The organism is Flavobacterium sp. M31R6 (genome assembly GCF_013284035.1).
In the GTDB taxonomy this organism is placed as follows: Bacteria; Bacteroidota; Bacteroidia; order Flavobacteriales; family Flavobacteriaceae; genus Flavobacterium.
Window position 1 is genome coordinate 1,489,727 of the sequence record NZ_CP054141.1, and the last position, 23,069, is coordinate 1,512,795.

General features: G+C 36.5%; 23 protein-coding genes. 14 read left to right on the plus strand and 9 right to left on the minus strand.

Going from position 1 to position 23,069, the window contains the following annotated elements:
• Window positions 1-34 precede the first annotated feature (34 nt).
• Together HQN62_RS06065 and HQN62_RS06070 are read right to left on the minus strand one after the other, a co-directional pair.
• Window positions 35-2,014: a urocanate hydratase gene (locus HQN62_RS06065; RefSeq protein ID WP_173503685.1), complete on the minus strand. Its 1,980-nt coding sequence runs from the start codon at window positions 2,012-2,014 to the stop codon at window positions 35-37.
• Window positions 2,015-2,436: 422 nt separating this feature from the next.
• Window positions 2,437-2,613: a C1orf53 family protein gene (locus HQN62_RS06070; RefSeq protein ID WP_165688760.1), complete on the minus strand. Its 177-nt coding sequence runs from the start codon at window positions 2,611-2,613 to the stop codon at window positions 2,437-2,439.
• Between the two features lie 93 nt (window positions 2,614-2,706).
• Here HQN62_RS06070 and HQN62_RS06075 point away from each other — a divergent pair, with 93 nt between their 5' ends.
• From HQN62_RS06075 to hemL, 4 genes are all read left to right on the plus strand, one after another.
• Complete coding sequence (locus HQN62_RS06075; protein WP_173503686.1) at window positions 2,707-3,048, plus strand: hypothetical protein; 342 nt, start codon at window positions 2,707-2,709, stop codon at window positions 3,046-3,048.
• Window positions 3,049-3,051: 3 nt separating this feature from the next.
• Window positions 3,052-4,029 carry a 1-aminocyclopropane-1-carboxylate deaminase/D-cysteine desulfhydrase gene (locus HQN62_RS06080; protein WP_173503687.1) on the plus strand — a complete coding sequence of 326 codons (978 nt, stop codon included), beginning with the start codon at window positions 3,052-3,054 and terminating at the stop codon, window positions 4,027-4,029.
• 46 nt (window positions 4,030-4,075) lie between these two features.
• Entirely contained in the window at window positions 4,076-4,900 is an 825-nt protein-coding gene (locus tag HQN62_RS06085; protein WP_173503688.1) for a glucosaminidase domain-containing protein, read from the plus strand.
• A gap of 74 nt (window positions 4,901-4,974) precedes the next feature.
• Window positions 4,975-6,261 carry a glutamate-1-semialdehyde 2,1-aminomutase gene (gene hemL / locus HQN62_RS06090; RefSeq protein WP_173503689.1) on the plus strand — a complete coding sequence of 429 codons (1,287 nt, stop codon included), beginning with the start codon at window positions 4,975-4,977 and terminating at the stop codon, window positions 6,259-6,261.
• A gap of 211 nt (window positions 6,262-6,472) precedes the next feature.
• Here the strand turns inward: hemL and HQN62_RS06095 are convergent, their stop codons facing one another.
• Complete coding sequence (locus HQN62_RS06095) at window positions 6,473-6,901, minus strand: hypothetical protein (RefSeq protein ID WP_173503690.1); 429 nt, start codon at window positions 6,899-6,901, stop codon at window positions 6,473-6,475.
• A gap of 127 nt (window positions 6,902-7,028) precedes the next feature.
• Between HQN62_RS06095 and HQN62_RS06100 the strand changes: the two genes are divergently transcribed.
• The 8 genes from HQN62_RS06100 to HQN62_RS06135 all read left to right on the plus strand — a co-directional run bounded on the left by HQN62_RS06100 (window position 7,029) and on the right by HQN62_RS06135 (window position 15,523).
• Complete coding sequence (locus HQN62_RS06100; protein WP_254454490.1) at window positions 7,029-7,403, plus strand: hypothetical protein; 375 nt, start codon at window positions 7,029-7,031, stop codon at window positions 7,401-7,403.
• Window positions 7,404-7,506: 103 nt separating this feature from the next.
• On the plus strand, window positions 7,507-8,307 hold the full coding sequence (locus HQN62_RS06105; protein WP_173503691.1) for an MbnP family protein: 801 nt from the start codon (window positions 7,507-7,509) through the stop codon (window positions 8,305-8,307).
• Window positions 8,308-8,460: 153 nt separating this feature from the next.
• Window positions 8,461-9,501 (plus strand): cytochrome-c peroxidase, encoded by a 1,041-nt coding sequence (locus HQN62_RS06110; RefSeq protein WP_173503692.1) that lies wholly within the window; start codon window positions 8,461-8,463, stop codon window positions 9,499-9,501.
• Between the two features lie 6 nt (window positions 9,502-9,507).
• A complete protein-coding gene (locus HQN62_RS06115) occupies window positions 9,508-10,476 on the plus strand; it encodes a transporter (protein ID WP_173503693.1) in 969 nt (322 codons plus the stop codon).
• 44 nt (window positions 10,477-10,520) lie between these two features.
• Window positions 10,521-10,964 (plus strand): hypothetical protein, encoded by a 444-nt coding sequence (locus HQN62_RS06120; RefSeq protein WP_173503694.1) that lies wholly within the window; start codon window positions 10,521-10,523, stop codon window positions 10,962-10,964.
• A gap of 312 nt (window positions 10,965-11,276) precedes the next feature.
• A complete protein-coding gene (locus tag HQN62_RS06125; RefSeq protein ID WP_173503695.1) occupies window positions 11,277-12,125 on the plus strand; it encodes a hypothetical protein in 849 nt (282 codons plus the stop codon).
• A gap of 140 nt (window positions 12,126-12,265) precedes the next feature.
• Entirely contained in the window at window positions 12,266-14,263 is a 1,998-nt protein-coding gene (locus HQN62_RS06130) for a TonB-dependent receptor plug domain-containing protein (protein WP_173503696.1), read from the plus strand.
• Window positions 14,264-14,353: 90 nt separating this feature from the next.
• Window positions 14,354-15,523: a molybdopterin molybdotransferase MoeA gene (locus tag HQN62_RS06135; RefSeq protein ID WP_173503697.1), complete on the plus strand. Its 1,170-nt coding sequence runs from the start codon at window positions 14,354-14,356 to the stop codon at window positions 15,521-15,523.
• Window positions 15,524-15,555: 32 nt separating this feature from the next.
• Here the strand turns inward: HQN62_RS06135 and HQN62_RS06140 are convergent, their stop codons facing one another.
• The 5 genes from HQN62_RS06140 to HQN62_RS06160 form a co-directional block, all read right to left on the minus strand.
• Window positions 15,556-15,987 (minus strand): putative quinol monooxygenase, encoded by a 432-nt coding sequence (locus tag HQN62_RS06140; protein WP_217362506.1) that lies wholly within the window; start codon window positions 15,985-15,987, stop codon window positions 15,556-15,558.
• A gap of 71 nt (window positions 15,988-16,058) precedes the next feature.
• On the minus strand, window positions 16,059-16,517 hold the full coding sequence (locus HQN62_RS06145) for a VOC family protein (RefSeq protein ID WP_173503698.1): 459 nt from the start codon (window positions 16,515-16,517) through the stop codon (window positions 16,059-16,061).
• Window positions 16,518-16,603: 86 nt separating this feature from the next.
• Entirely contained in the window at window positions 16,604-17,017 is a 414-nt protein-coding gene (locus tag HQN62_RS06150; protein WP_173503699.1) for a VOC family protein, read from the minus strand.
• Window positions 17,018-17,262: 245 nt separating this feature from the next.
• The gene (locus HQN62_RS06155; protein ID WP_173503700.1) at window positions 17,263-18,360 is read right to left on the minus strand and encodes a YbjQ family protein; all 1,098 of its coding nucleotides are present in this window, start codon (window positions 18,358-18,360) and stop codon (window positions 17,263-17,265) included.
• Between the two features lie 408 nt (window positions 18,361-18,768).
• Window positions 18,769-19,878, minus strand: a complete 1,110-nt coding sequence (locus tag HQN62_RS06160) for an AI-2E family transporter (RefSeq protein WP_173503701.1) — start codon at window positions 19,876-19,878, stop codon at window positions 18,769-18,771.
• A 463-nt stretch (window positions 19,879-20,341) separates the two neighbouring features.
• Between HQN62_RS06160 and glgA the strand changes: the two genes are divergently transcribed.
• Complete coding sequence (gene glgA / locus HQN62_RS06165) at window positions 20,342-21,568, plus strand: glycogen synthase (protein WP_173503702.1); 1,227 nt, start codon at window positions 20,342-20,344, stop codon at window positions 21,566-21,568.
• Between the two features lie 104 nt (window positions 21,569-21,672).
• Here glgA and HQN62_RS06170 read toward each other — a convergent pair whose 3' ends face one another.
• Window positions 21,673-22,464, minus strand: a complete 792-nt coding sequence (locus HQN62_RS06170; protein WP_173503703.1) for a DUF5995 family protein — start codon at window positions 22,462-22,464, stop codon at window positions 21,673-21,675.
• A gap of 275 nt (window positions 22,465-22,739) precedes the next feature.
• Here HQN62_RS06170 and HQN62_RS06175 point away from each other — a divergent pair, with 275 nt between their 5' ends.
• Window positions 22,740-23,069 carry a winged helix-turn-helix domain-containing protein gene (locus tag HQN62_RS06175; protein WP_116795963.1) on the plus strand — a complete coding sequence of 110 codons (330 nt, stop codon included), beginning with the start codon at window positions 22,740-22,742 and terminating at the stop codon, window positions 23,067-23,069.

The window sequence follows — 23,069 nt, forward strand, 5'->3', positions numbered from 1 at the left end:
TTTAAAATGATTTTATGTGTATTTTTTATGTGCTTTATTCTAATAATTTATCATCCACCAAATTGGGTAGCGTCACTTTCAACAATGGTTCGACTTCCATAGCACGTTTTATGGCAAAAACAGCTCCTTCGTTACGAGCCCAGCTGCGTCTTGAGATTCCGTTATTGACATCCCAAAAAAGCATCGAAGCCAAGCGTCTAGAAGCTTCTTTGGAACCATCCAGCACCATTCCGAAACCACCGTTGATGACTTCACCCCAGCCAACGCCACCACCATTATGTATGGAAACCCAAGTAGCGCCTCGGAAACTGTCTCCAATCACGTTTTGAATCGCCATATCGGCCGTGAAACGGGATCCGTCATAAATATTGGAAGTTTCTCTGTAGGGAGAATCGGTTCCCGAAACGTCGTGATGATCACGGCCTAAAACAACCAATCCTATTTCGCCTTTGGCAATAGCCTGATTGAACGCTTCGGCAATTTTTACACGACCTTCGGCATCGGCATATAAGATTCTGGCTTGAGAACCCACAACCAATTTATTTTCTTGTGCGCCTTTTATCCACTGAATATTATCCTGCATTTGTTGCTGAATTTCAATCGGAGCAGTTTTGGCCATTTCTTCCAAAACTTGACAGGCAATGGTATCAGTTTTGGCTAAATCTTCAGGCTTTCCAGAAGTACAAACCCAACGGAAAGGTCCAAAACCATAATCGAAACACATAGGTCCCATAATGTCCTGCACATAACTCGGGTATCTGAAATCAATATCATTCTCGGCCATAATATCAGCACCAGCACGGGAAGCTTCCAGTAGAAAGGCATTTCCGTAATCAAAGAAATAAGTTCCTTTGGCCGTATGTTTATTAATAGCGGCTGTGTGACGGCGCAATGTTTCCTGTACTTTTTCCTTGAATAAATCAGGATTATTTGCCATCATATCATTGGCTTCTTCAAATGAAATTCCAACCGGATAATACCCTCCTGCCCACGGATTGTGAAGCGAAGTTTGGTCGGAACCCAAATCAATATAAAGGTTTTCTTCGTCAAATCGTTCCCAAACATCTACAATGTTCCCAAGGTATGCGATAGAAACGGTTTCGTTATTGGCTTTCGCCAAAGCAACTCTTTTGACCAATTCGTCAATATTCTCAACCACTTCATTTATCCAGCCTTGACTGTGGCGAATGTGGGTAATTTTTGCATTTACCTCGGCACAAACTGTGATACAGCCTGCAATATTTCCCGCTTTGGGTTGCGCGCCACTCATTCCTCCCAATCCGGAAGTTACGAATAAGCCTCCTTTTGGGGAGCGTTTTATTTTTCTGAAACCATTCAAAACCGTGATTGTCGTTCCGTGCACAATTCCCTGCGGCCCTATGTACATATAACTTCCTGCGGTCATTTGTCCGTATTGGGAAACGCCTAAGGCATTCATTTTTTCCCAGTCATCAGGTTGAGAATAATTCGGGATTACCATTCCGTTGGTAACCACAACTCTTGGTGCTTCCTTGTGAGAAGGAAATAATCCCATCGGATGCCCAGAATACATTGTCAACGTTTGCTCATCGGTCATTTCCGATAAGTATTTCATCGTCAATAAATATTGTGCCCAGTTTGAGAAAACTGCACCGTTCCCTCCATAAGTAATCAATTCGTGCGGATGTTGCGCCACCGCATAATCCAGATTGTTCTGAATCATAAGCATAATGGCTTTGGCTTGCTCGCTTTTTCCAGGATATTCCGAGATTGGTCGGGCATACATTCTATAATCGGGACGCAAACGGTACATATAAATACGTCCGTAAGTTTCTAGTTCGTTGCGAAATTCAGGGATTAATTCAGCGTGGTGTTTTGGCTCAAAATAGCGCAAAGCATTCCGAAGCGCCAGTTTTTTGTCGTCGTCCGACAAGATTTCTTTCCGTTTAGGCGCGTGATTAATGTTTGCCTCATACGGTTTTGGCTGTGGTAATATAGAAGGGATTCCTTGTTGTATTTGTTCTTGAAAAGTCATTTTTTTTGTTTTTAAAATCTAAAATTAAATTTGTTCTAATGAGCAACACTTTGGGCGTGACCACAATAGAAAAAGGGGCTGATATAGGTGGGTCTTGAGTCGCCCCTTTCCCTATTGCGGTCGGGCTATCCACGCTACTTCGGTAGCTAGTTTCTATCCCTCACGCGCATCCGTAAATCAAGACCTTTTTTGGAAAATTAGAAATAACTTTTTCAAAAGATTTCTAAATATTCAATTGTCTTTGTTGCTTTTGTATGTACTAAAAAACAACATCCACTAGGGATAACGTATATCCGACCTGTGGTAGGACTTGTGGATTTTAATTTTATATTTTAAAGAAAGGATGTCCATTTCTGTGTATTTAATTTTAAAAAGAATTCTGTAACCTGAAATCTAAATTCTGCGTTCTGTTATCTGAAAATCTACTTCTTAATTTGCCCCGTTTTTTTATCAAATCCATAGGGACAATGGCGACAACCACTTTTGCAGCAATATCCTCTTTTCAAATGGTATTTTTCGGTAAAGCATTTGTATCCTTCGGGAGTGTAATAAAAATCTTCTCCCTCAGTTAATTTATTTTCATTACTTTGTTCTGCCATTCTTTATTTATGCTTGAAATTCTCAATTAGGCGATTGTGTTTTTCTTTAATTTGGACTAAATTGCCTGTACAAATCTATAAATTTTATAACCAATGTTTGTTATTGTTGTCAAATATTTAATTCCTAAAGGATATCGCGGGCTAACAGTCTTTCCTTTTGTGTTTATAAAATACGCATTTGATTCGGAAAATAAAGTACTTGTCAATCACGAAAAAATTCACCTCCGACAGCAATTGGAACTACTAATCTTGCCTTTTTTTGTTTGGTATTTTGTGGAATATGCGGTACGTTTGCTGCAGTATAAAAACGCCAATTTGGCCTATAGAAATATTAGTTTTGAAAGAGAAGCTTATGCCAATGAACAGCATTTGAATTACCTTGAAACGAGAACATATTTTAGTTTTTTAAACTATTTAAAAACTAATAAACCCTAAATTTTGAATCAGAAAATAACATACGAATTGCCTAATGGAATTTCACTTGAGATCAAGCGGGAAGATTTGCTTCATCCTTTTATATCGGGGAATAAATTTAGGAAGTTAAAGTACAACTTGCTTCAGGCAAAAGCCGAAAATCAGGAAACCGTTCTGACTTTTGGTGGTGCTTATTCCAATCATATTGCTGCGGTAGCGTATGCTGGAAAGGAACAGGGTTTTAAAACTATCGGTGTGATTCGCGGAGATGAATTGGGCGATAAAATTGCCGAAAATCCAACTTTGCAGTTTGCTCAAGAATGTGGGATGCAATTCGAGTTTGTTACCAGAGAAGCTTATCGATTCAAAACCGAACCTGATTTTATAGCCAACCTAAAAAGTAAATTCGGATCATTTTACCTTGTTCCAGAAGGCGGTACTAATGAGTATGCCATAAAAGGATGCGAAGAAATACTCATTGAAGAAGACGCTAAGTTTGATTACATATGTTGTGCGGTAGGAACGGGTGGTACCATTTCGGGGATTATCAACAGTGCATTTCCACACCAAAAAGTTTTGGGATTTCCAGCATTAAAAGGAGACTTTTTAAAAGATGAAACGCCCATGAATAAATTTTCTTCCAATTTAAATGAAAAAGGCGTTCCTGACGACCTTAGGCAAATAACTACTTTTTCGGAAGAAATTCGTAAATTTGCCACCAACGAAAATTGGGAATTAATAACCGATTATCATTTTGGGGGCTACGGAAAAGTAAATGAAGAATTGATTCAGTTTATAAATCAGTTTTATAAACAAACACAAGTTCCATTAGACCCCATTTATACTGGAAAGATGGTTTTTGGCGTTATAGATTTAATTCAGAAAGACTATTTCCCCCATAATTCCAAAATTCTATTGATTCATACAGGAGGATTGCAGGGAATCCAGGGAATGAATACGCTTTTGAAAAAGAAGAATAAAACAGTGATTCAATTTCAATAGCAATGGCAAAAATCAATGCCAAATAATAATATTGTAAATCAAAAACATGGTCAAGAAAATATTTTTATTTCTCTTAATTGCAACCCTTATAAGTTGTGGTTCATCGAAACCAACAATCGTTACTACAAAAAAACCAGTGGGATGGAAATATTCCAAACCAATCCAAAACGGAAACAGTAGTAACACGGCAACTCAGTCCAGTTCAAAACCAATAAGTACAAATGAAATAACCAGAGCCTATATCGCACAATACAGTGGTGTTGCGATGAGTAATATGAAAACCTACGGAATTCCTGCCAGTATTATTTTGGCGCAGGGAATTTTGGAATCGGGAGCTGGAAAAGGGGATTTGGCTATGACAGCCAATAATCATTTCGGAATCAAGTGCCATAATGATTGGAGAGGTGATAAAGTCTATAAAGATGATGATTCTGCAAATGAATGTTTTAGGAAATACAATCAAGCCTCCGAGTCCTATCAAGATCATGCGATGGTATTGACGAGTAAAAAAAGATATGCCAATTTGTTTACATTGCCAAAAGGAGATTACAAAGCATGGGCAAAAGGCTTGAGAGAAGCTGGTTACGCCACTGATCCTAGATATCCGGAAAAATTAATAAGCTATATTGAAACCTATAATTTGAGTCAGTACGACACCAAAGTTTTAGGAAAACAAATGGCAAAGGAAGAATCTAAAGTTTTGCTTCAGGACAATTTTGGCGCTGATGAAGCCAGTTTGTATGAAATCCAAAAAGGAGATACTTTTTATTCGGTTTCCAAAAAATTCAATTTGACCGTGGAAGAATTAAAACAGAAAAATAATCTAACAGAAAATACACTTTCGATAGGGCAGAAGTTGATAGTAAAATAAGTTGACAGTATTCAGTTTTTAGTATTCAGTCAAATCTAAAATCTGAAGTCAAAAATCTAAAATTTAAAATCGTAATGATATACCAAAGAAGTAGTCAGCTTTTTGCTGAAGCAGAAAAAGTAATCCCAGGGGGAGTAAATTCACCAGTAAGAGCTTTTAAAGCCGTCGGGGGAACACCAATATTCGTAAAAAGTGCCAAAGGAGCTTATTTGTATGATGAAGATGGAAACCGATTGATCGATTATATCAATTCATGGGGGCCAATGATTTTGGGACACGCCTACGAACCAGTGGTGGAAGCCGTAATCGAAAAAGCCAAACTAGGAACATCTTTCGGTATGCCAACCGAATTGGAAACTCAAATCGCAGCACTTGCAGTATCTATGGTTCCGAATATTGACAAAATCCGATTCGTGAATTCTGGGACAGAGGCTTGTATGAGCGCGGTGCGTTTGGCTCGTGGATTTACCAAGAGAGACAAAATCATCAAATTCGCTGGTTGCTATCACGGTCATTCTGATTCGTTTTTGATTCAGGCGGGGAGTGGGGCAGTTACTTTTGGAACACCAAACAGTCCGGGTGTAACAGCAGGAACAGCCAAAGATACTTTGCTTGCCAAATACAATGATTTGGAGAATGTGAAGACTTTAATAGAAGCTAATAAAAATGAAATTGCTGCCATAATTGTCGAGCCTGTTGCAGGAAATATGGGATGTATTCCACCTGTTAAAGGATTTTTGGAAGGATTACGTGAGTTGTGTACGGCAAATGGAATTCTGCTGATTTTCGATGAGGTAATGACAGGCTTTAGATTGGCCAGAGGTGGTGTTCAGGAATTGTTCAACATCAATGCAGATATTGTTTGTTTCGGAAAAGTAATTGGGGGTGGATTGCCTGTTGGGGCTTTTGCGGCACGAGCCGAAATTATGAATTACCTGGCACCATTGGGACCTGTTTATCAAGCAGGAACTTTATCAGGAAATCCATTGGCAATGGCAGCCGGATTGGCAATGTTACAAGCATTGGATAACGACAGAGAAATTTTCAAAAGACTGGAAGAAAAAACAGCTTATTTAGGCGCAGGAATCGAAAGAGTTTTGAAAGCCAATAATGTCGTTTTTACGATCAATCAAATAGGTTCAATGATTTCGGTTCATTTTGATGCAAATCCAGTAACCGATTTTCAATCGGCTGCAGCAGGAGATAATGAAACCTTCAAGAAATTCTTCCACGGATTGGTAGCCGAAGGAGTTTATATAGCGCCATCTGCTTACGAAACTTGGTTCATCACCGATGCACTGACTTATGAAGATTTGGATTTTACCATTAATGCAATTGATAAAGTTTCTAAAACATTTTAATTCGATATTGAATATTCCTGCAAGGTTTTTTCAAACCTTGTAGGTATGTTTGAAAACGACTTCATAACAATTTACACCTACAAGGTTAGAAAAAAACCTTGCAGGAGTAAAAAACGAATTCCACACCCGAGCGATAGCGAACGGACGAAGTAAATCAGCGCATTTCAATTTGTGCTAATTAGTGGAATTCGTGTTTAATTTTTATTGCTTTCTACATTCCTCCACTTCTTCTTTCTTTCATTTTTGCTTTATTCTCTTCTCTCAAGTCAAGCCATTTTTGATATTGATCGGCAGATAAAACGGCTTTCATTTTAGCTTCAGTATCTGCTTTTTCGGCTTGCATTTGAGTTTTAAAAGCAGTTCTTTCTTCAGTTGTCATTTTTTCTCCAGTTGCTTTTCGGGTATTTTTTTGAGCTTTTAGATCTTGGGCTTTGGCGCTTTTCTCTGCTAAAATTTTACCTACGGCTTCTTGTTGTTTGGCATCCAAAGCCAATTCTTTGGTTAAATAAGCCAAATGTTTTTGCTGGCGTTGCTCTGGAGTCATTTTTTCCATATCGGCTCTGTTGGGTTTTGGAGTAGCTTCTTGGGCAAATCCTGTCAGTCCGATTCCAAATGCTAAGGCAATAATCAAATTTTTCATGTTTATTAGTCTTTAAGTTATAGGTGTAAGATGATTGTAATGGTCAAAGGTTTAATGTTTTAACTATAATTTGTGAAAAACTGACATTAGTCATTTGAATTTAAAAAGTGTGTACTATCTTTGCGCCGTGAAAAACCTTGTATTCATACTCATCATCGCTATTTTTCTAAAACCGATTTTTCCGGTTATAGAATACGTGGTTAATTATGAATACATCTCAAAGGTACTTTGCGAAAACAAGGCAAAGCCAATGATGCACTGTAACGGTAAATGTCATTTGATGAAGGAATTGGCCAAGGCTACCGAAAATGAAAAGCCTGCTTCTTCCGATAAAAAAGGATATACTCCTGTTGCTGAACTATTATTTTTTCAGGAAATTAAAGCTTTTTCTATTGCTTCTGCATCATTTTTAGAAAAAGAAAAAAACAGCAATACCTATTCCAATTTATATTCCAAATCCCATTTGGATTCCCTTTTTCGACCACCCATTTTTATTTCTTAGATTTTATTAAAACACTTTTGTGTCAATTGTTGCAAATGGTATCCATCATTTGTGCACGCTTTTGCGCACGAATCAATCCTAAATAAATTAAGAAATAAATACAATGAAAAACGCAATATATAAAGCAATTGCTGTAATGGCAATGGTTGCTGTAGTATCAGCATGTTCAAACAATAATGACGAAGTTATCACCGGAACCGGTAAATTGGGCGTAGAATTTGACAATGCCTTCGGATCAAATGACTTGATTTTAACAAGCCAAGCCAACACCACCTCACAAGGAGAAGTATTAAAAATCAGTAATGTAAAATACATCATTAGCAATATTGTTTTGACTAAAGATGATGGAACGACACTTACTTATCCAAAAAGTTCCAGCTATTTCATTGTCGATGAAGCTACAGTTGCAAGTCACGAGATTGAATTAGAAAACATCCCTGCAGGGAACTACACCAAAATAAAATTCGGAATCGGAGTAGACAAAGCGCAATGGGAATTGGGAGCAACTGGTCAAGGTGATTTCTTGGCTGCTGCACAAGCTGCCGGAATGATGTGGAGTTGGTCTGCTGGGTATAAATTCGTGGCTTTCGAAGGAACTTTTACTTCTTCTACTGTAACTGCCGATACTTCATTTATGGTGCATACAGGTCAAACTGGAACCGATTACAATTATACCGAAGTCACTTTGGATTTGCCTACAAATGCAATGGTAAGAACTACAATCACTCCAGATATTCACATCATTGCCAATGTGGCTAAAATCATTGACGGAACCAATAAAATCAAGCTTTCAGACAACAATATGGGTGGCATGGGCGCCATGATTATGGGAGGTTCTCAATTGCCTTTGATTACAGCCAATTTAAACGGAATGTTCTCTGTAGCTCACGTACACAACGACTAACAGGTTGCTGAAGTTTTAGGAGCAGACGATTTGTTTTCATAACAACTCTCCTCCCGCTATTGCCTTTATTCCATCTCGTGAAAAACGAGCTGGGATATCGGCGCTATCGGGGCTAATCCACAACTTTAGTAATTCTTTCAACAGTATAAAAACATGAAGAAAAGACATTTCCTGTGGTTCATTATTCCATTAATTTTAAGTTGTTCCAATGATAACGAAAGCAATTATGTCGATGTGCCATTAGCATTTACCGTTCCATCCAATTTTCCTCCTTTGGCTTACAATATTGCATTGAATCCGCCAACAGAGAAAGGATTTGAACTCGGTAAAAAATTGTTCTACGACGGAAGATTGTCTTCGGATGGAGTCGTTTCCTGTGGTTTTTGTCACATTCAGGAAAATGCATTCACCCATCACGGTCACGTCTTTAGTCACGGAGTTGGCGACAATATCGGAACCAGAAACACACCTTCGATTCAAAATTTGGGTTATCAAACAGCCTTTATGTACGATGGTGCCGCTTCTCATCTCGATTTGCAACCCATTATTCCGTTTACAAGTCCAATCGAAATGAACGGCAATTTCAATGATGCGATTGCCATGATGAAGTCGGATGAAACGTATCAAAAATTGTTTGGAGCTGCATTCAAAGATGGAAAAATCAATTCCGAAAACATGCTCAAAGCACTTTCGCAATTCATGCTGATGGTGACCTCCAGCAATTCTAGATTTGACAAATACCGTCGCAACGAAGTTGGTGGAACTCTAACAACAGACGAATTAGCCGGTTATGAAATTTTCAAAACCAAATGCAGTTCGTGTCACGCCACCGATTTGATGACCGACAATTCATTCAGAAACAACGGATTGGCAGTCAATCGGCAAATTAAAGATGTAGGGCGTTATCGAGTAACCCAATTAGCAGTGGATTATTATAAATTTAAAGTGCCGAGTTTAAGAAATGTCGAAAAAACAGCGCCTTATATGCACGACGGACGATTCGGAACTTTAGAAGCGGTTTTGGATCATTATGCCTCGGGTGTCGTAAACTCGGAGACATTAGACCCAATTTTAAATCAAAACGGCAAACTCGGAATTGCTTTGACAACTCAGGAGAAAATGCAAGTAATTGCTTTTCTAAAAACACTAACCGATAATCAATATCTAACGGATAAACGATTTTCAGAATTTTAAAATACAATGAAAAAATATTTTTTTATAATCCTAGCTTGTAGTTTTCAATTGGCTTTTTCAAATCCCATTAAGGACAGTATTTATGCCAATAAATTTCATAATCTATTATTGCTGAGCGAATATGAGTATGAAGATTGTGATGCCTGCGGTTGTTCTGCCAGTAGTGGTGGATTGGGTTTTGGTTCCATGCTAAATTCAAACTTTGTGGGAGTACGATATTTGAATCAAAGCTACACCAGTAAAGACGGAATTTTTGACAATTCGCCTTGGGTGGACGAAAATTTCAATACAATCCAGATTTGGTCCAAAATACCAATTACCGAAAGAATTCAAATTTTCACTTTGATTCCCTTTCAGCATCACAGCCGTGAACTGTCAACAGGAAAGGAAGAAATTCAAGGATTGGGTGACATAACTGTGATGGGAATGTACACTTTGTATCAAACACATAAAGATAGCATTACTTTGACCCATAAACTGCAAATGGGAGGTGGTGTCAAAATGCCTACCGGAAAGTTCAATGAGGCCAATAATCTTGGGACGGTTAATCAAAGTTTTCAGGTGGGAACGGGCAGTTGGGATTACCTTTTGGTAGCAGATTACGTTATCCAAAAAAACAATTTGGGAATGAATCTGTTGATGGATTACACTATTAAAACCGAAAATAAAAGAAACTATCAATATGGAAATCAATTCAATTACGGAGGATTATTCTTTTATTCATTGGAAGCCAATGCTGTAAAAATAATGCCTCATATCGGTTTTGTAGGCGAGGTTTACGAATCGAATAAACAACACGGACAAGTATTGCCTAATACAGCCGGTGATGTATTGTTCAGTAAATTTGGTATAGAAGTTGGGAAAGATAAGTTCTCTCTTGGTATGAGTGCGATGCTCCCAGTCAATCAGCATTTAGCAGGTTCCAATATTGAAGCTAATTATCGTCTAATGTTCAATTTGAATTATAGTTTGTAATTTAAAATCAGGGATATTACAGAGTAAATAAAAAAAAGACAAATTTGTCTCAAATAACAGGTTTCCTGATTTATATCATCTTTTTTTTTAAGAATGCAGTCTATTTTTACACCGTGAAAAACTTCGTATTCATACTCATCATTGCTATTTTTCTAAAACCTATTTTCCCGGTTATAGAATATGTGGTCAATTATGAATACATTTCAAAGGTACTTTGTGAAAACAAGGCAAAGCCAATGATGCACTGTAACGGGAAATGTCATTTGATGAAAGAAATGGCTAAGGCTGCCGAAAATGAAAAGCCTGTATCTTCCAATAAAAAGGGATTTTCTCCTGTTGTTGAACTCTTGTTTTTTCAAGAAATCAAAACTTTTTCTATTGCTTCTGTATCATTTTTGGATAAAGAAAACAATAGTAATACCTATTCCAATTTATATTCCAATTCTCATTTGGAATCACCTTTAAGACCACCCATTTTTATTTCTTAGATTTTTAAATTACTATAATTTAGGCTGTTTGATTTTTCAAAGAGCATATCTTTTATGGAAACAATTGTTTCGTTTTTCGAGAAAATTAATTGCACAATGTAAGTGTTTTAATTGGCTTCGTGAGTTCGCTAAATTTTATGCGGGCGTGACCCTTCGTAAAAACTACGGGTCGGGCTTTACGTTCCCGCTTTTTTTTTTTCAATTGCCACGGGTTTAAACCCGTGGCAATTGAAAAAAAAGAGCTCCACTGCAATCCCTCACGCAAAACAAACAAACACAATCAAGATTTAATTAAAAAAAAATACATTTCAAATGAAAATTCAATTTAAAAAAAATATTATATTATTATTTGCTGCTCTTGCTTTTGCCTCTTGTTCTTCAGATTCTACTGAGCCTACTGTGGATGAACTGGACGGACTTACAAAATTTAAAGAAATAACCAACACAACTCATACCATAGAGCTGTACCGACATATGGGAGGATTAGTGCAAGGATATAATGAAGTGGGTTTAAGAATCAAAGATAATTCCACTGGGCAATACGTAAAAAATGCAACAGCAAGTTGGATGCCTTTGATGCATATGACTTCAATGACGCATTCTTGTCCAAAATCTAAAATTGAAAAAGCATCTGCCGAAGCGACATTATATGAAGGATATATTGTTTTTCAAATGGCACAAAACACTACCGAATATTGGGATCTAAAAATAGATTATACTATCAATGGAACTACATACACTGCAACTTCAGTTATTGATGTACCCGCATCTACAAAACAAACGGTAACTACATTCAAAGGTACTGATGGAGTGCGATATGTTGTTGCCTATGCAGAACCGCATCACCCAAAAGTAGCAATCAATGATATCGAGGTGGCTATTTTTAAAATGCAAGACATGATGACTTTTTCTGTTGTGGATAATTATAAACTGAAAATTGATCCAAGAATGCCAAGTATGGGCAATCATAGTTCTCCTAATAATGTTGATTTGACTCAAACAGCAGTGGGTGGATTATACAAAGGGAAATTATCACTTACAATGACAGGTTATTGGAAAATAAACTTACAATTATTGAATGCCAATAATGAAGTTTTAAAAGGAGAAGCTATTACAGATGCTGTTCCTGCAAGCAGTATTTACTTTGAAATAGAATTCTAGTTGAATAAAAAAAGGTCAATTGTCGATTTTTGATTTTTGACCTTTTTTATATGGGTTTTAAATTATTTTAAACCCGATTAATTAACAGAGTAACGTCTGTGCGGATTTATTAATCTTGTGCATACAAAAAAAATATTTCGATGAAGAAACCATTATTTTTCCTTTTGGTGTATTTCTTAATTTCTGTAACCCTTTTTGCTCAACAAGAATTAAAGGATTCAATAGCTCCAAAACCATTGAATGAAGTTATCGTTATTGGAAAGAAAGCCAAACTGTATCAAAAACAAAGCAAACCACTTGCCACGATTGATGAATACCTGCAACAATCCAGTAAAGTCGATATGATAAAAAGAGGGGGGTATGCATGGGAACCGATAATCAACAGTATGGCTACGGAGCGAACATTGATCACTATAGATGGTATGCGTATTTTTGGAGCCTGCACTGATAAAATGGATCCCATTACTTCGTATGTGGAAGTTTCAAATTTGGCAGAAGCCACAATTGTTTCCGGACAGGAGGGAGGGTGCCACGGTGCGACAATTGGCGGTGCTATTGATTTGAAAAAAAATCAAAGCAGTTTCGCAAACGCTGGTTGGAACGCGGATTTAAATGCAGGTTATGAGTCGAACAGTAATCAGAAAATTATAGGTTCGGCGGTCAGTTACGCAAAGGAATCATTTTATATCGATACCGATTTTATGCTTCGAAAAGCAGACAATTATTTTGCTGGGAATAACGAAGAAATAGATTTTTCCCAGTTCCAAAAAATTAATATTTCTGCTTCTTCCGGCTTGCGTTTGGATACCGATAAAATGATTAAAACAGCTGTAATCTACGACAAAGCAACCAATGTGGGGTATCCTGCGTTGCCTATGGATGTTTCTTTGGCCGAAGCACTGATAACTTCGTTGAGTTATGAATATGTTCCCGCAGGGACAACGCTTCAATCTTGGGAAACCAAGCTGTATTACAATACCATTACACATATTATGGATGATACCAAGCGTCCCAATGTTCCTGTACACATGGATATGCCGGGCTGGAGTGATACATACGGAATGTATTCAAAAGCAAAAGGTGTTTTTGGACAGCATCATTTCACTGCAGATTTTAGCTCGTTCTATAACCGTTCCATTGCTGAAATGACGATGTATCCCAATGATCCAAACGAAAATTTAATGTTTATGTACACTTGGCCAGATGTCAGGACTTTGTATTATGGTTTGTTTTTGGAAGATCATTTGGCTCTTAATACCAATTCAAATTTACTGTTTACTGCAAGTATCGCCAGTCATAGTAATAAAGTGGCTAGTCAATTTGGGTTGCAAAGCCTGCAGATTTTTTATCCCAATATGGATGCTGTCAATATTAGATTTCTTGGTGGTTTTTCGGCCAAGTACAGTTATACCAGAAATGGTTTTGAATACGGTTTGGGATTAGGGTATGGAGAACGCGCTCCTTCAGTTTCTGAAGGTTATGGGTTTTATTTGTTCAACAGTTTTGATGGATACGATTATATTGGAAATCCTGATTTGGACAACGAGCAATCCTTTGAATCAAGTGTGTCTTTTGGTTACTCCAAAAGTAAATGGAGTTCTAAATTATCGGCAACTTTTTTTCATGTTTCAAATTATATAGTGGGAGCGCCAGATGTAAATTTAATTCCTATGACAATTGGTGCCAATGGGGTGAAAATATATGAAGCCCTTGATTATGCCACTATTTTTAATATGGATTTGAATTTAGAATATCAAATTTTGGAAAGCCTCAAATGGCAAGGACAGTTGGTTTATGCGTATGGGAAAGAAAGCAAGAACAGGAATTTACCCTTTATCAGCCCATTCAGTTATTCCAGTACATTTAATTATTTCAAAAAACAAATTTCAGCCTCGATTGCTATTGTTGGAAATGCAGCTCAATCACGGTTTAGTCCGTACTATGGTGAAAATAAAACGCCGGATTATGCTGTTTTAAATATTTCTGCGGGTTATTCTTTTTATGTTGAAAAAAGCAAATTGAATATTAAGACTGGAGTTGAAAATATTTTTGATACCTATTATTCTACTTTTTCTAGTTGGAATAATATTCCGAATAAAGGGAGAAATTTTGTTTTGAATCTGAATTTAGCATTATAATTTCAACAAAATAAAGAGATAATCTCTTTTTTAAAGGCAATATATGTCATTTTCAAATTGTATTTTTGAATACTATTAAAAAAATAACTCATGATTTCCGTTCAAGAAGCTTTTTCGACATTAGAGCAAAATTTGCCTGCTTTGCACAAAGTGGAATATCCTCTTTTTAAAGCCAGAAAACATATTTTAGCAGAATCCATTTTGTCACCAATCAATATGCCTCCTTTTCGTCAATCGGCGATGGATGGATTTGCTTTGTGTTTACATGATGCTTTGGTCTATGAAATTGTCGGCGAAATAAAAGCGGGAGATTCTCACAAAGTAGAATTACTTCCGGGACAGGCTGTGAAGATTTTTACGGGAGCTGCAGTGCCAGATTCGGCTCAGGCTGTAATTCAAATTGAGAAGGTCTCTGCAAACGGAACGCAATTATTGTTGGACGAATTAGCGGAACCCGAAACAAATGTCAGACCCATTGGCGAACAAATTTCGGAAGGGGATTTGGCTCTCGAAAAAGGAACTTTGTTAAATGCCGCAGCGATTGGTTTCTTGGCAGGACTTGGTTTTACAAATGTAAAGGTTTTTCAAATGCCAAAAATAGGTATTGTAGTGACTGGAAATGAACTTACCAAACCAGGAACACCACTCGAACACGGAAAAGTGTATGAGAGCAACGGAATTATGTTGCAATCGGCTTTGCTGGATGCGTATTATGATGCGGTGACTTTGTATGAAGTCAATGATGATTTTGAAAATACCAAAAGCAAACTGAATGACGCTTTAACAAACAACGAACTGGTTTTGGTTTCCGGCGGAATATCGGTCGGGGATTATGATTTTGTGGCAAGAGCTTTAAGAGAACTTCAGGTGCAAACATTATTTCATAAAGTCAATCAAAAACCGGGAAAACCTTTATTTGCAGGAAAGTTTCAAAATAAAATGATTTTCGCATTACCTGGAAATCCTGCGGCTTGCTTAACTTGTTTTTATGTGTATGTTTTGCCCACATTGGCAATTATGTCGGGTGCTGAGGCGAATTACAAACAAGCTATATTGTTTCCTTTATCCGATGATTTTGAAGTTAGAAACAGCCGCTCCCAGTTTTTGAAAGCAAATATCAGCAATGGAGAAGCACAAATCCTGTCACATCAAAATTCGTCCATGCTTAATTCTTTTTCAGTTTCAAACGGATTGATTTACGTTCCCCACGGACATTATGAATTGAAAAAAGGGGATATGGTTGAGGTGTATTTGTTGTAGTTATTCATAAAAACCAAATTACCTATTTGAAATTACATCCCGTCCTTCTTAGCCGAACCAATTAAATTAACGTCTGTAAGTTCCAATGCTTTAACCATATCCTTAACAGTCTCTTTGTATTTCTTAAAATGTATTGTTTCGATATGTGATTTGTATGCGTCAGTATCAGCATATATTTCAAGTATTGTAATTTGTGAAGGATCGTTTTTGTCGGCAACAGCGTAATAGGTTAATACACCTGGCTCAACACGAACAGCAGTTGTCATTTGTTCTTTTAATGCGTCGTTGTATTTGTCCAATTGCAATGGGTCAACTTTTATTTTTGCCAAGCGAACCATTTGAATTTTTTCTTGAGCCATAGTATTTGTACTAAAAAAAAGGGTTAGAATAAATAAGATAACTACTGTGCTGAGCAATTTAATTTGGCTAAACTGCATTTTGTTAGCTGGTTCAAGTGTTTTCATATTTTATTACTATTTAAGTTGAAAAATCATCGTCAGTAATTGATTGCTAGTTGAAAATTTCTGAGGCACTTTTATTTCTGTGCAACACTGTTTACTTCTATCCAATAGCCGTTTGGGTCCTGAAGATATATTTGTTTGATCCCGTCTGCACGAATGGTTATTTTATTTAGGTTGCCTTCCCAGTCATTATATTTTATTTTTAGTTTGTCTAATTTATTGACAAAGGAATCGAAGTTTGGCGTTGTCAGTCCAAGATGTATTGCTTTGTTAATTGTCACACTTTCTTTTACAGTTGAGATTAGATGCAATTCCTTTCCTTCTCCCAATGAAAACCAGCGGATGCCTTCCTTTTTTGTTCTATTGGTGATTTCTTGAAGACCAAGTGTGTTTTTGTAAAAATCACAGGTAGAGTCGAGATCTTTCACTGAAAGCGATACATGATTGAAAGAAAAATTGAACGAAGTATTATCCTGTGCCTGTAGGGAAATGGTACAGAAAAGTACAATGATGAATAGAAATATTTTACGCATGGTTATTTATTGTTTTGAGAATTATTTTATAGTTGTTGTCAAGTTTTAAGCTAGTTGTTTATGTGTTATTTTGCTCCCCAATTTCGTTAATTTTCGTTAGGTTCCCAAAGTTCTATCTTGTTTCCTTCAGGATCCATAATGTGTACAAATTTACCGTAATCGTATGACTCAATTTCATCAAGTATCGTAACACCGTTTTCTCTTAACTTTTTGACAAGTTCTTCAATATTCTGTACACGATAGTTAATCATAAACTCTTTTTTGGATGGAGAAAAATAGGCATCTCCTTTTTTGAAAGGACTCCATTGAAGAGCATTTATCTCGTCAGGTCTGTTAATATTTCTGGATTCAAAAGTTGAACCATAGTCATTAATCTCAAACCCTAAGTTTTGGCAGTACCATTCTCTTGTCTGTTCCGGATTGTCTGTAAAAAAGAAAATGCCACCAATTCCTGTCACCTTTGGTGTTAAGTTTTCAGTTTTGTTATTAGGATCTTCCATGTCGTTTATCTTTTTAGTGAGTGAGTTATTGGTCTAATTACAATTTATTCATTTTGATACGTTGTTGTCATCTTGTAAGTTGATGAATGATGTTTTGCTACTACAACGGGTTTGGGATTAAATTAAGCCCTGTTTTCGGATTTGTCACCGGAGCGATAGCGAACAGGCGAGGCAAATCCTCCCAAATGCACAACCAACTCTAAATTAAACCAATTTCCCAAATCCGTTGTAGTTGTTGGGCATAATTATTTTATAGACTCGTTTATTAGTTCAATTTTTTGGTCAATGTATTTCACAATTTCTGCTGGTTTCATTTCTGATTCTTTAAATCCAAAAATATCATTGTCACAACTTCCGCAATATTCCCCAATTTCAACTGATTTATTTCCGCATTCACAATTCCAAACATCTTTTTCTTTTGAAGACAAAAGTTGTTTTTTAGTTGTTATTTCTCCTCTTTCTTTAAAAGAAGAATGAATAAAATTTTTGGTTTGATTTAAGTTTTCAATATCATTTTTGTCATAAAATGATTTATCATAGGTTGCAATTCGTAAACCTATCTTTTGTTTTTTAAAATCTGAATTTTTAAGTAAAGCTATGTTTTTTTCATAATCAAATAAGTTTAATTCCTTGATTACTTTAGTTATATATAAAGCAACTTGATGATTAGTTTCGCTTTCCATTATATCGTAAAGTAAACTTACTCTTTGGGTTTCTTCTAAAGCATCAATATAGCTTATGAAATTTTTATGGAACACATTATAAGAATCAGGCATTGATTGAAAGTTTTCAATTATGTTTTTGTGTTTTTCTAATAAGAAAGGAAAAATTTCTTGAACTTGATTTGAAATTATAAAACTCCAAGTTTCATCATCATAATAAAGTTCTCGTTTTTCAGCTTTTTCAATGATATTTTTTCTTTGTCTTAAATTGTTTATTCTTTCAACCCCAACATTTTCAAACTTTTCATTCGTATTTGATAATGAATTTAGTTTTTCGTCTTTTTCAATAATTACCGCTGTTCCTATAGCAGTTAACATAAACATTGATTTTCCTTTTCCTGAAATTTCGTCCATATCAATATTCAAACCAATTACGCAGTTTCCTCCAATTTCGTGTGTATTGTATTTTATTCTATCAATTGCTTCATTATAAAGGGATGACAACTGTTTTTGATATGAACTTGAACGACCTCCAAATACATCTGTTAATCCTCCAAAAAAGTCACTAAATAAATTGGTTCCTGCCACGATATGAGCTGAAACTGGTTTTAGATGTTTTTTGATTTTTAATCCATCTGCAGAAGAAGTTGTTATTACTAAAATGTCTTTAGGATTTGCCATAGTTTAATTTTTTGTTTCTTATTTAGCACGATTAGGTATAATGATGCCCAACTCATTTATATATGTGAATCTGTCACAAATTTCCATCCTAAATCAGGTGCATAAGTATGATAAAAATAACACAGTATTAAATCCAAATATACAGATTAATCGGTATAAAAGATCCAAAGTGTTTTTATTAATCGGTTTGTATTTCAGTTCTTTAAATAACTATAACATCTCATTTTCCCTAAAGTTCTTGTGAGCTGCGTGAAGGATGGAAGCAAGTTACCGAAGTAACGCGTACAGCCTGACCGCGTTGAGGAAAGAGGCTGTATAATCGGTGTTATAAGTAAGCCTCTTTTCTCAACGGGGGCACGCCCAAATGGGCTTTTATGGACTGACGATGTAAATTGAAATGATAAAGCACTATTCTTCGGCCTCTATTTGTGATTCTTCTATTTGAGGCTCTTCAGTGATATCGATCCAGGAAAGGAAAAATTTGTAGCCTAAGGTTAGAATTACAGCCCCAAGGAATAATCCAATGAATCCGTTGTAAATAAAACCGCCGATGGCTCCAAGGAATATTACGAGCATCGGTGCAGGCGGGTTGCCTCTTCCGAGGAATATTGGTTTCAGGATATTATCGGAAATCAGTGTGATTCCTACCCAAATCGCCAGTATGGTTGAGGTGGTAGCATCGGTTACGGAATACATATAAATCACAACAGGGATGGCAATGGGGCCAATTCCTACTTGTATTATGGCTAGAAAAAGGCAAATAATCGTGAAAATTCCAGCAAAAGGAACTCCTGCCAAAAAGAATCCAATTCCTATCATCAGTGCTTGGATTAGGGCTACGCCCAAGAATCCTTTTACGACATTGCGGATGGTAATTACGGTGACTTCGGCATAATGTTCGCCATTGGAACCTATCAGTTTGATGAAAATGTTTTTGGAAACCTTGACTAATGATTCGGTATACAATAATAGTCCCATGGCGATGATGATCGAGATGATAAACTGTAGGATGCCTTTGCCAATTCCCGCCAAGGAAAGGAGTAGCCATGCACCGGCTATTTTTAATTGGTCCGAGTATTTAAGCGCCACTTTGGAAAGATCTTCGGAGGCCGAGGTCCATATTTCTACAATAGGTCTTGTTATGGTTGGCCAGCTTTTGGTGGTTTCTCCGGGAGGCGGAATCAAGTGCTCATTGGTTTGGTAATAATGGGCGAAATTATTGATTTCTTCGTATAAGGATTGGGTGATGAGTACGCTGGGAACGACAAAAAGAGTAAGTAATGTGAGTGCGACAAATATAGTGGCTAAAATTTTTCGGCCTTTGAATAATCTGACAACCCTTTCATAAACTGGACTGAAGGCTATGGAAATAACTATCGCCCAAACTATTATTAAGACGAAGGGTTTTAAAATATCATAACACCATCCGATTAACAGGAAGAGGACGCCAAGACGAATAATGGTATCGGCAATTTTTTCAAAATTGAAACTGTTGAAGTTTAAGTTATTTTGATTCATATGTATGTTTTTTAGATGAATAAAATGACAATTGGATTATTATGCTAATCTAGGTAAAATGTGGTAATTATTAATATTAAATAATAATGACTTTTGTGGAAACTTTAAATAATTTAGAATTTAGGTGTAAAATGTTTTAAAATAATGGTGGGTTTCCGTACGAATTAAATTGGGGTTTTGTATTTTTACTAAATTGATATTTTGATGCAGTTCAATGTTTTAAAGCCTGAGTTCGATTATTAAGTTTAGAGCAGAAAAATTGGGCATTTTTGTCAACATCGTCCCGTTTTCCGTTTCAATCTTTTGTGCCGAACACCGGCACAAAAGGATTTTCACTTCAACCGGGGCTAAGGGTTGGTATTTTGCTTTTTTGCCATCATTCAAAAAAGAAAAAATAGTTGTAAGAGTCAGTTTTAAAAGATTGCCCTTGTATCTAATATTGTAAACTATAAAAACACTGCTTATGAAGATAGCGCTTTATACCAACGAATTTCCACCAAACATTTATGGCGGAGCAGGAGTTCATATTGATTTTTTAAGTCATGAATTGGCCAAATTGGCACAAGTCGAAGTTCGATGTTTTGGTGACCAAAAAGAAAACAAGGACTCCATGCACGTGGAAGGAATAAATTCCTGTTTGACCAAAATGGTTGATCCAGAAAATGAACATATCAAGATGTTTCATAATTTAAGCCGAAATGTCGAAATGGCTCAGGCTACTCCAAAAGCCGATATTGTTCATTGCCATACTTGGTACACACATTTGGCTGGTGTTTTCACGAGGGAATTGTTGCAGGTGCCTTTGATATTGACCACACATAGTTTGGAAACCCACCGTCCTTGGAAAGTGGAGCAACTCGGGAATGGTTATTTTATGTCACGATGGATAGAAACCAATGCCTATAAGACTGCAGATGGAGTAATAGCGGTGAGCGAGCAAATGAAAACCGATGTGGTAGAAGCTTATGGTGTAGATCCCAAAAAAGTGACCGTAATCCATAACGGAATTGATCCTGAATTTTACAAACCTACTTTTGATGATAATTTATTGAGAGAATATGGAATTGATCCAAATATTCCGTTTGTGCTTTTTGTGGGGCGAATTACCCGCCAGAAAGGGATTTCGCAATTGATAGAAGCGGCCCAATATTTTAATGAAGATTGCCAAATTGTGCTTTGCGCCGGAGCTCCAGATACCGAAGAAATTGCGCTTGAAACGTCAACACTAATCGATCAGTTGAAAACCAAAAGAAAAGGAGTAATCCTTATTTCGGAAATGTTGCCACGAGAAAAAGTCAAAGTGCTGTACAGTCATGCGAGAGTTTTTGCCTGTCCTTCCTTGTACGAACCTTTTGGAATCATCAATCTCGAAGCCATGTCTTGTGAAACGCCGGTTGTGGGAAGTCACGTGGGTGGAATCCCAGAGATTATTGTAGAAGGAGAGACTGGATATTTGATTCCGCTGGAAAGTGTTTCTAGAACGAACTTTAATCCGCTGAATCCAACTGCTTTTCAGAAAGCCTTCGCGGCCAAAGTAAATGCATTGTTAGATAATGAAGAATTAGCAACCGCTATGGGTAAGGCAGGTCGAGTGCGAGTGCTGAAACAATTTAGTTGGGAGTCTATCGCCAAAACCACGTTTAATTATTATCAAGAAGTAATTGCTAGGTTTGAGAAAGAGCAGGCTTAGATAAAAGAAAATTTTAACCGCAAGGTTCGCAAAGCAGGCGCTATGGCCGCAAAGCTTTGCGAACTTTGCGGTTTTTCTTTGCGAACTTTGCGGTTAATGTGCAATTATGCAACAGCGCATATGACTTTTTTTTCTTCAATCATCTGTAAGTCAATTATTTTTTGGTAAACTGTTCCTCTTTCAAATAATCGAATAAGCTTGAAAATGCTACTTACAAAATAACCCGGATTCGAAACTAATCGAGCTATTTTGGTAATCTTGATGTCCCTTTCTTGTATGGAGGCTTCTCTTTGATTTTCTGGAAGAAGAACAAATTCAGTAGCGTATTTCCATGCACCATCTCTAGCGGTTTTCATACTAAAATCAATAAAGAAATTGTCTATTTTGCCAGATATTTTCAATATAAAGGTGAGCGTTGGCCAGATTTCAACTAAGCATTTTTCAACTCCTTCGACTAGATTGCTTAAAATTTCATTGATTTTATTATAGTCAGAATGTAAGTCAAAAATGCTTTCAGGAGTACTGACTTGTGCGCAGGCGATTCCTAAATCTAGATTGACATGTGCGTTGATTCCCAGTAGCAAATGTTGTACGACAATTGGCCAATATTCTTCTCCTTTCGTAAACGAAAATTCCCAGCATTCTGAGCATTTTTCTTTCGCTTTAAACTGATAATAAGCTTTTAAATACCTATTGGCAAAAATAACATCGAGTTTTCCCATTCGTTCTGGATTTTGAAATAAACCCGTTTCGATACCATGTTTTATTTGCAATGTCACTTCTCTATATAAAGTGGTAAACAAACCTATAGCACATTGTTCCAGTTTTGACGTTTCAATTATTTCATCCAAAAACAGAATGACTTCATCTATAGTTGTGGCTTGTTTCATATTCATTTATAGTTAGTTGTGGTTAAAAAGGTAAGCGAATATAATTATTTTTTGTTTTCAAATGAGTTTTTTTGATGTAATTGTCTTGCTTTTTTTTATAACAAAAAACACAGAGTAAAACTATTTTTTTTATTTTTTTGGAATATTCATTTCGTTATATTTGTAAAAGTATAACGAAATGTATTGACTTTGAAATCAGCATGACCGTAAATGGGTAGTCACTAGCAAAAGCTGTTATGCAAATTATATATGACCAATATAAATTCAATAGGGGTTTACATATGAAAATCAAGAGTAAAATTTGGATTGAAACCGACAAGGGAATTCTCATTAGCGAAGGGCGTATTCAATTGCTAAAGCTGATAGAGTCCACAGGTTCGCTCAATAAAGCAGCCAAGGAAATGAATATTTCGTATCAAAAAGCATGGAAACTGATTGACGCTTCGAACAAAGCTTCCAAAGATCCATTAATAGCTACTCAAGTAGGAGGGAATAAGGGAGGTGGGACTGTAGTGACCCCGTATGGAAAATCACTTATTGAGTCTTTTGAAAAAATTAATGTCGCCTGTTGGGAATTTTTGGATTTGCAACTTAAAAAGCATTCTTTATAA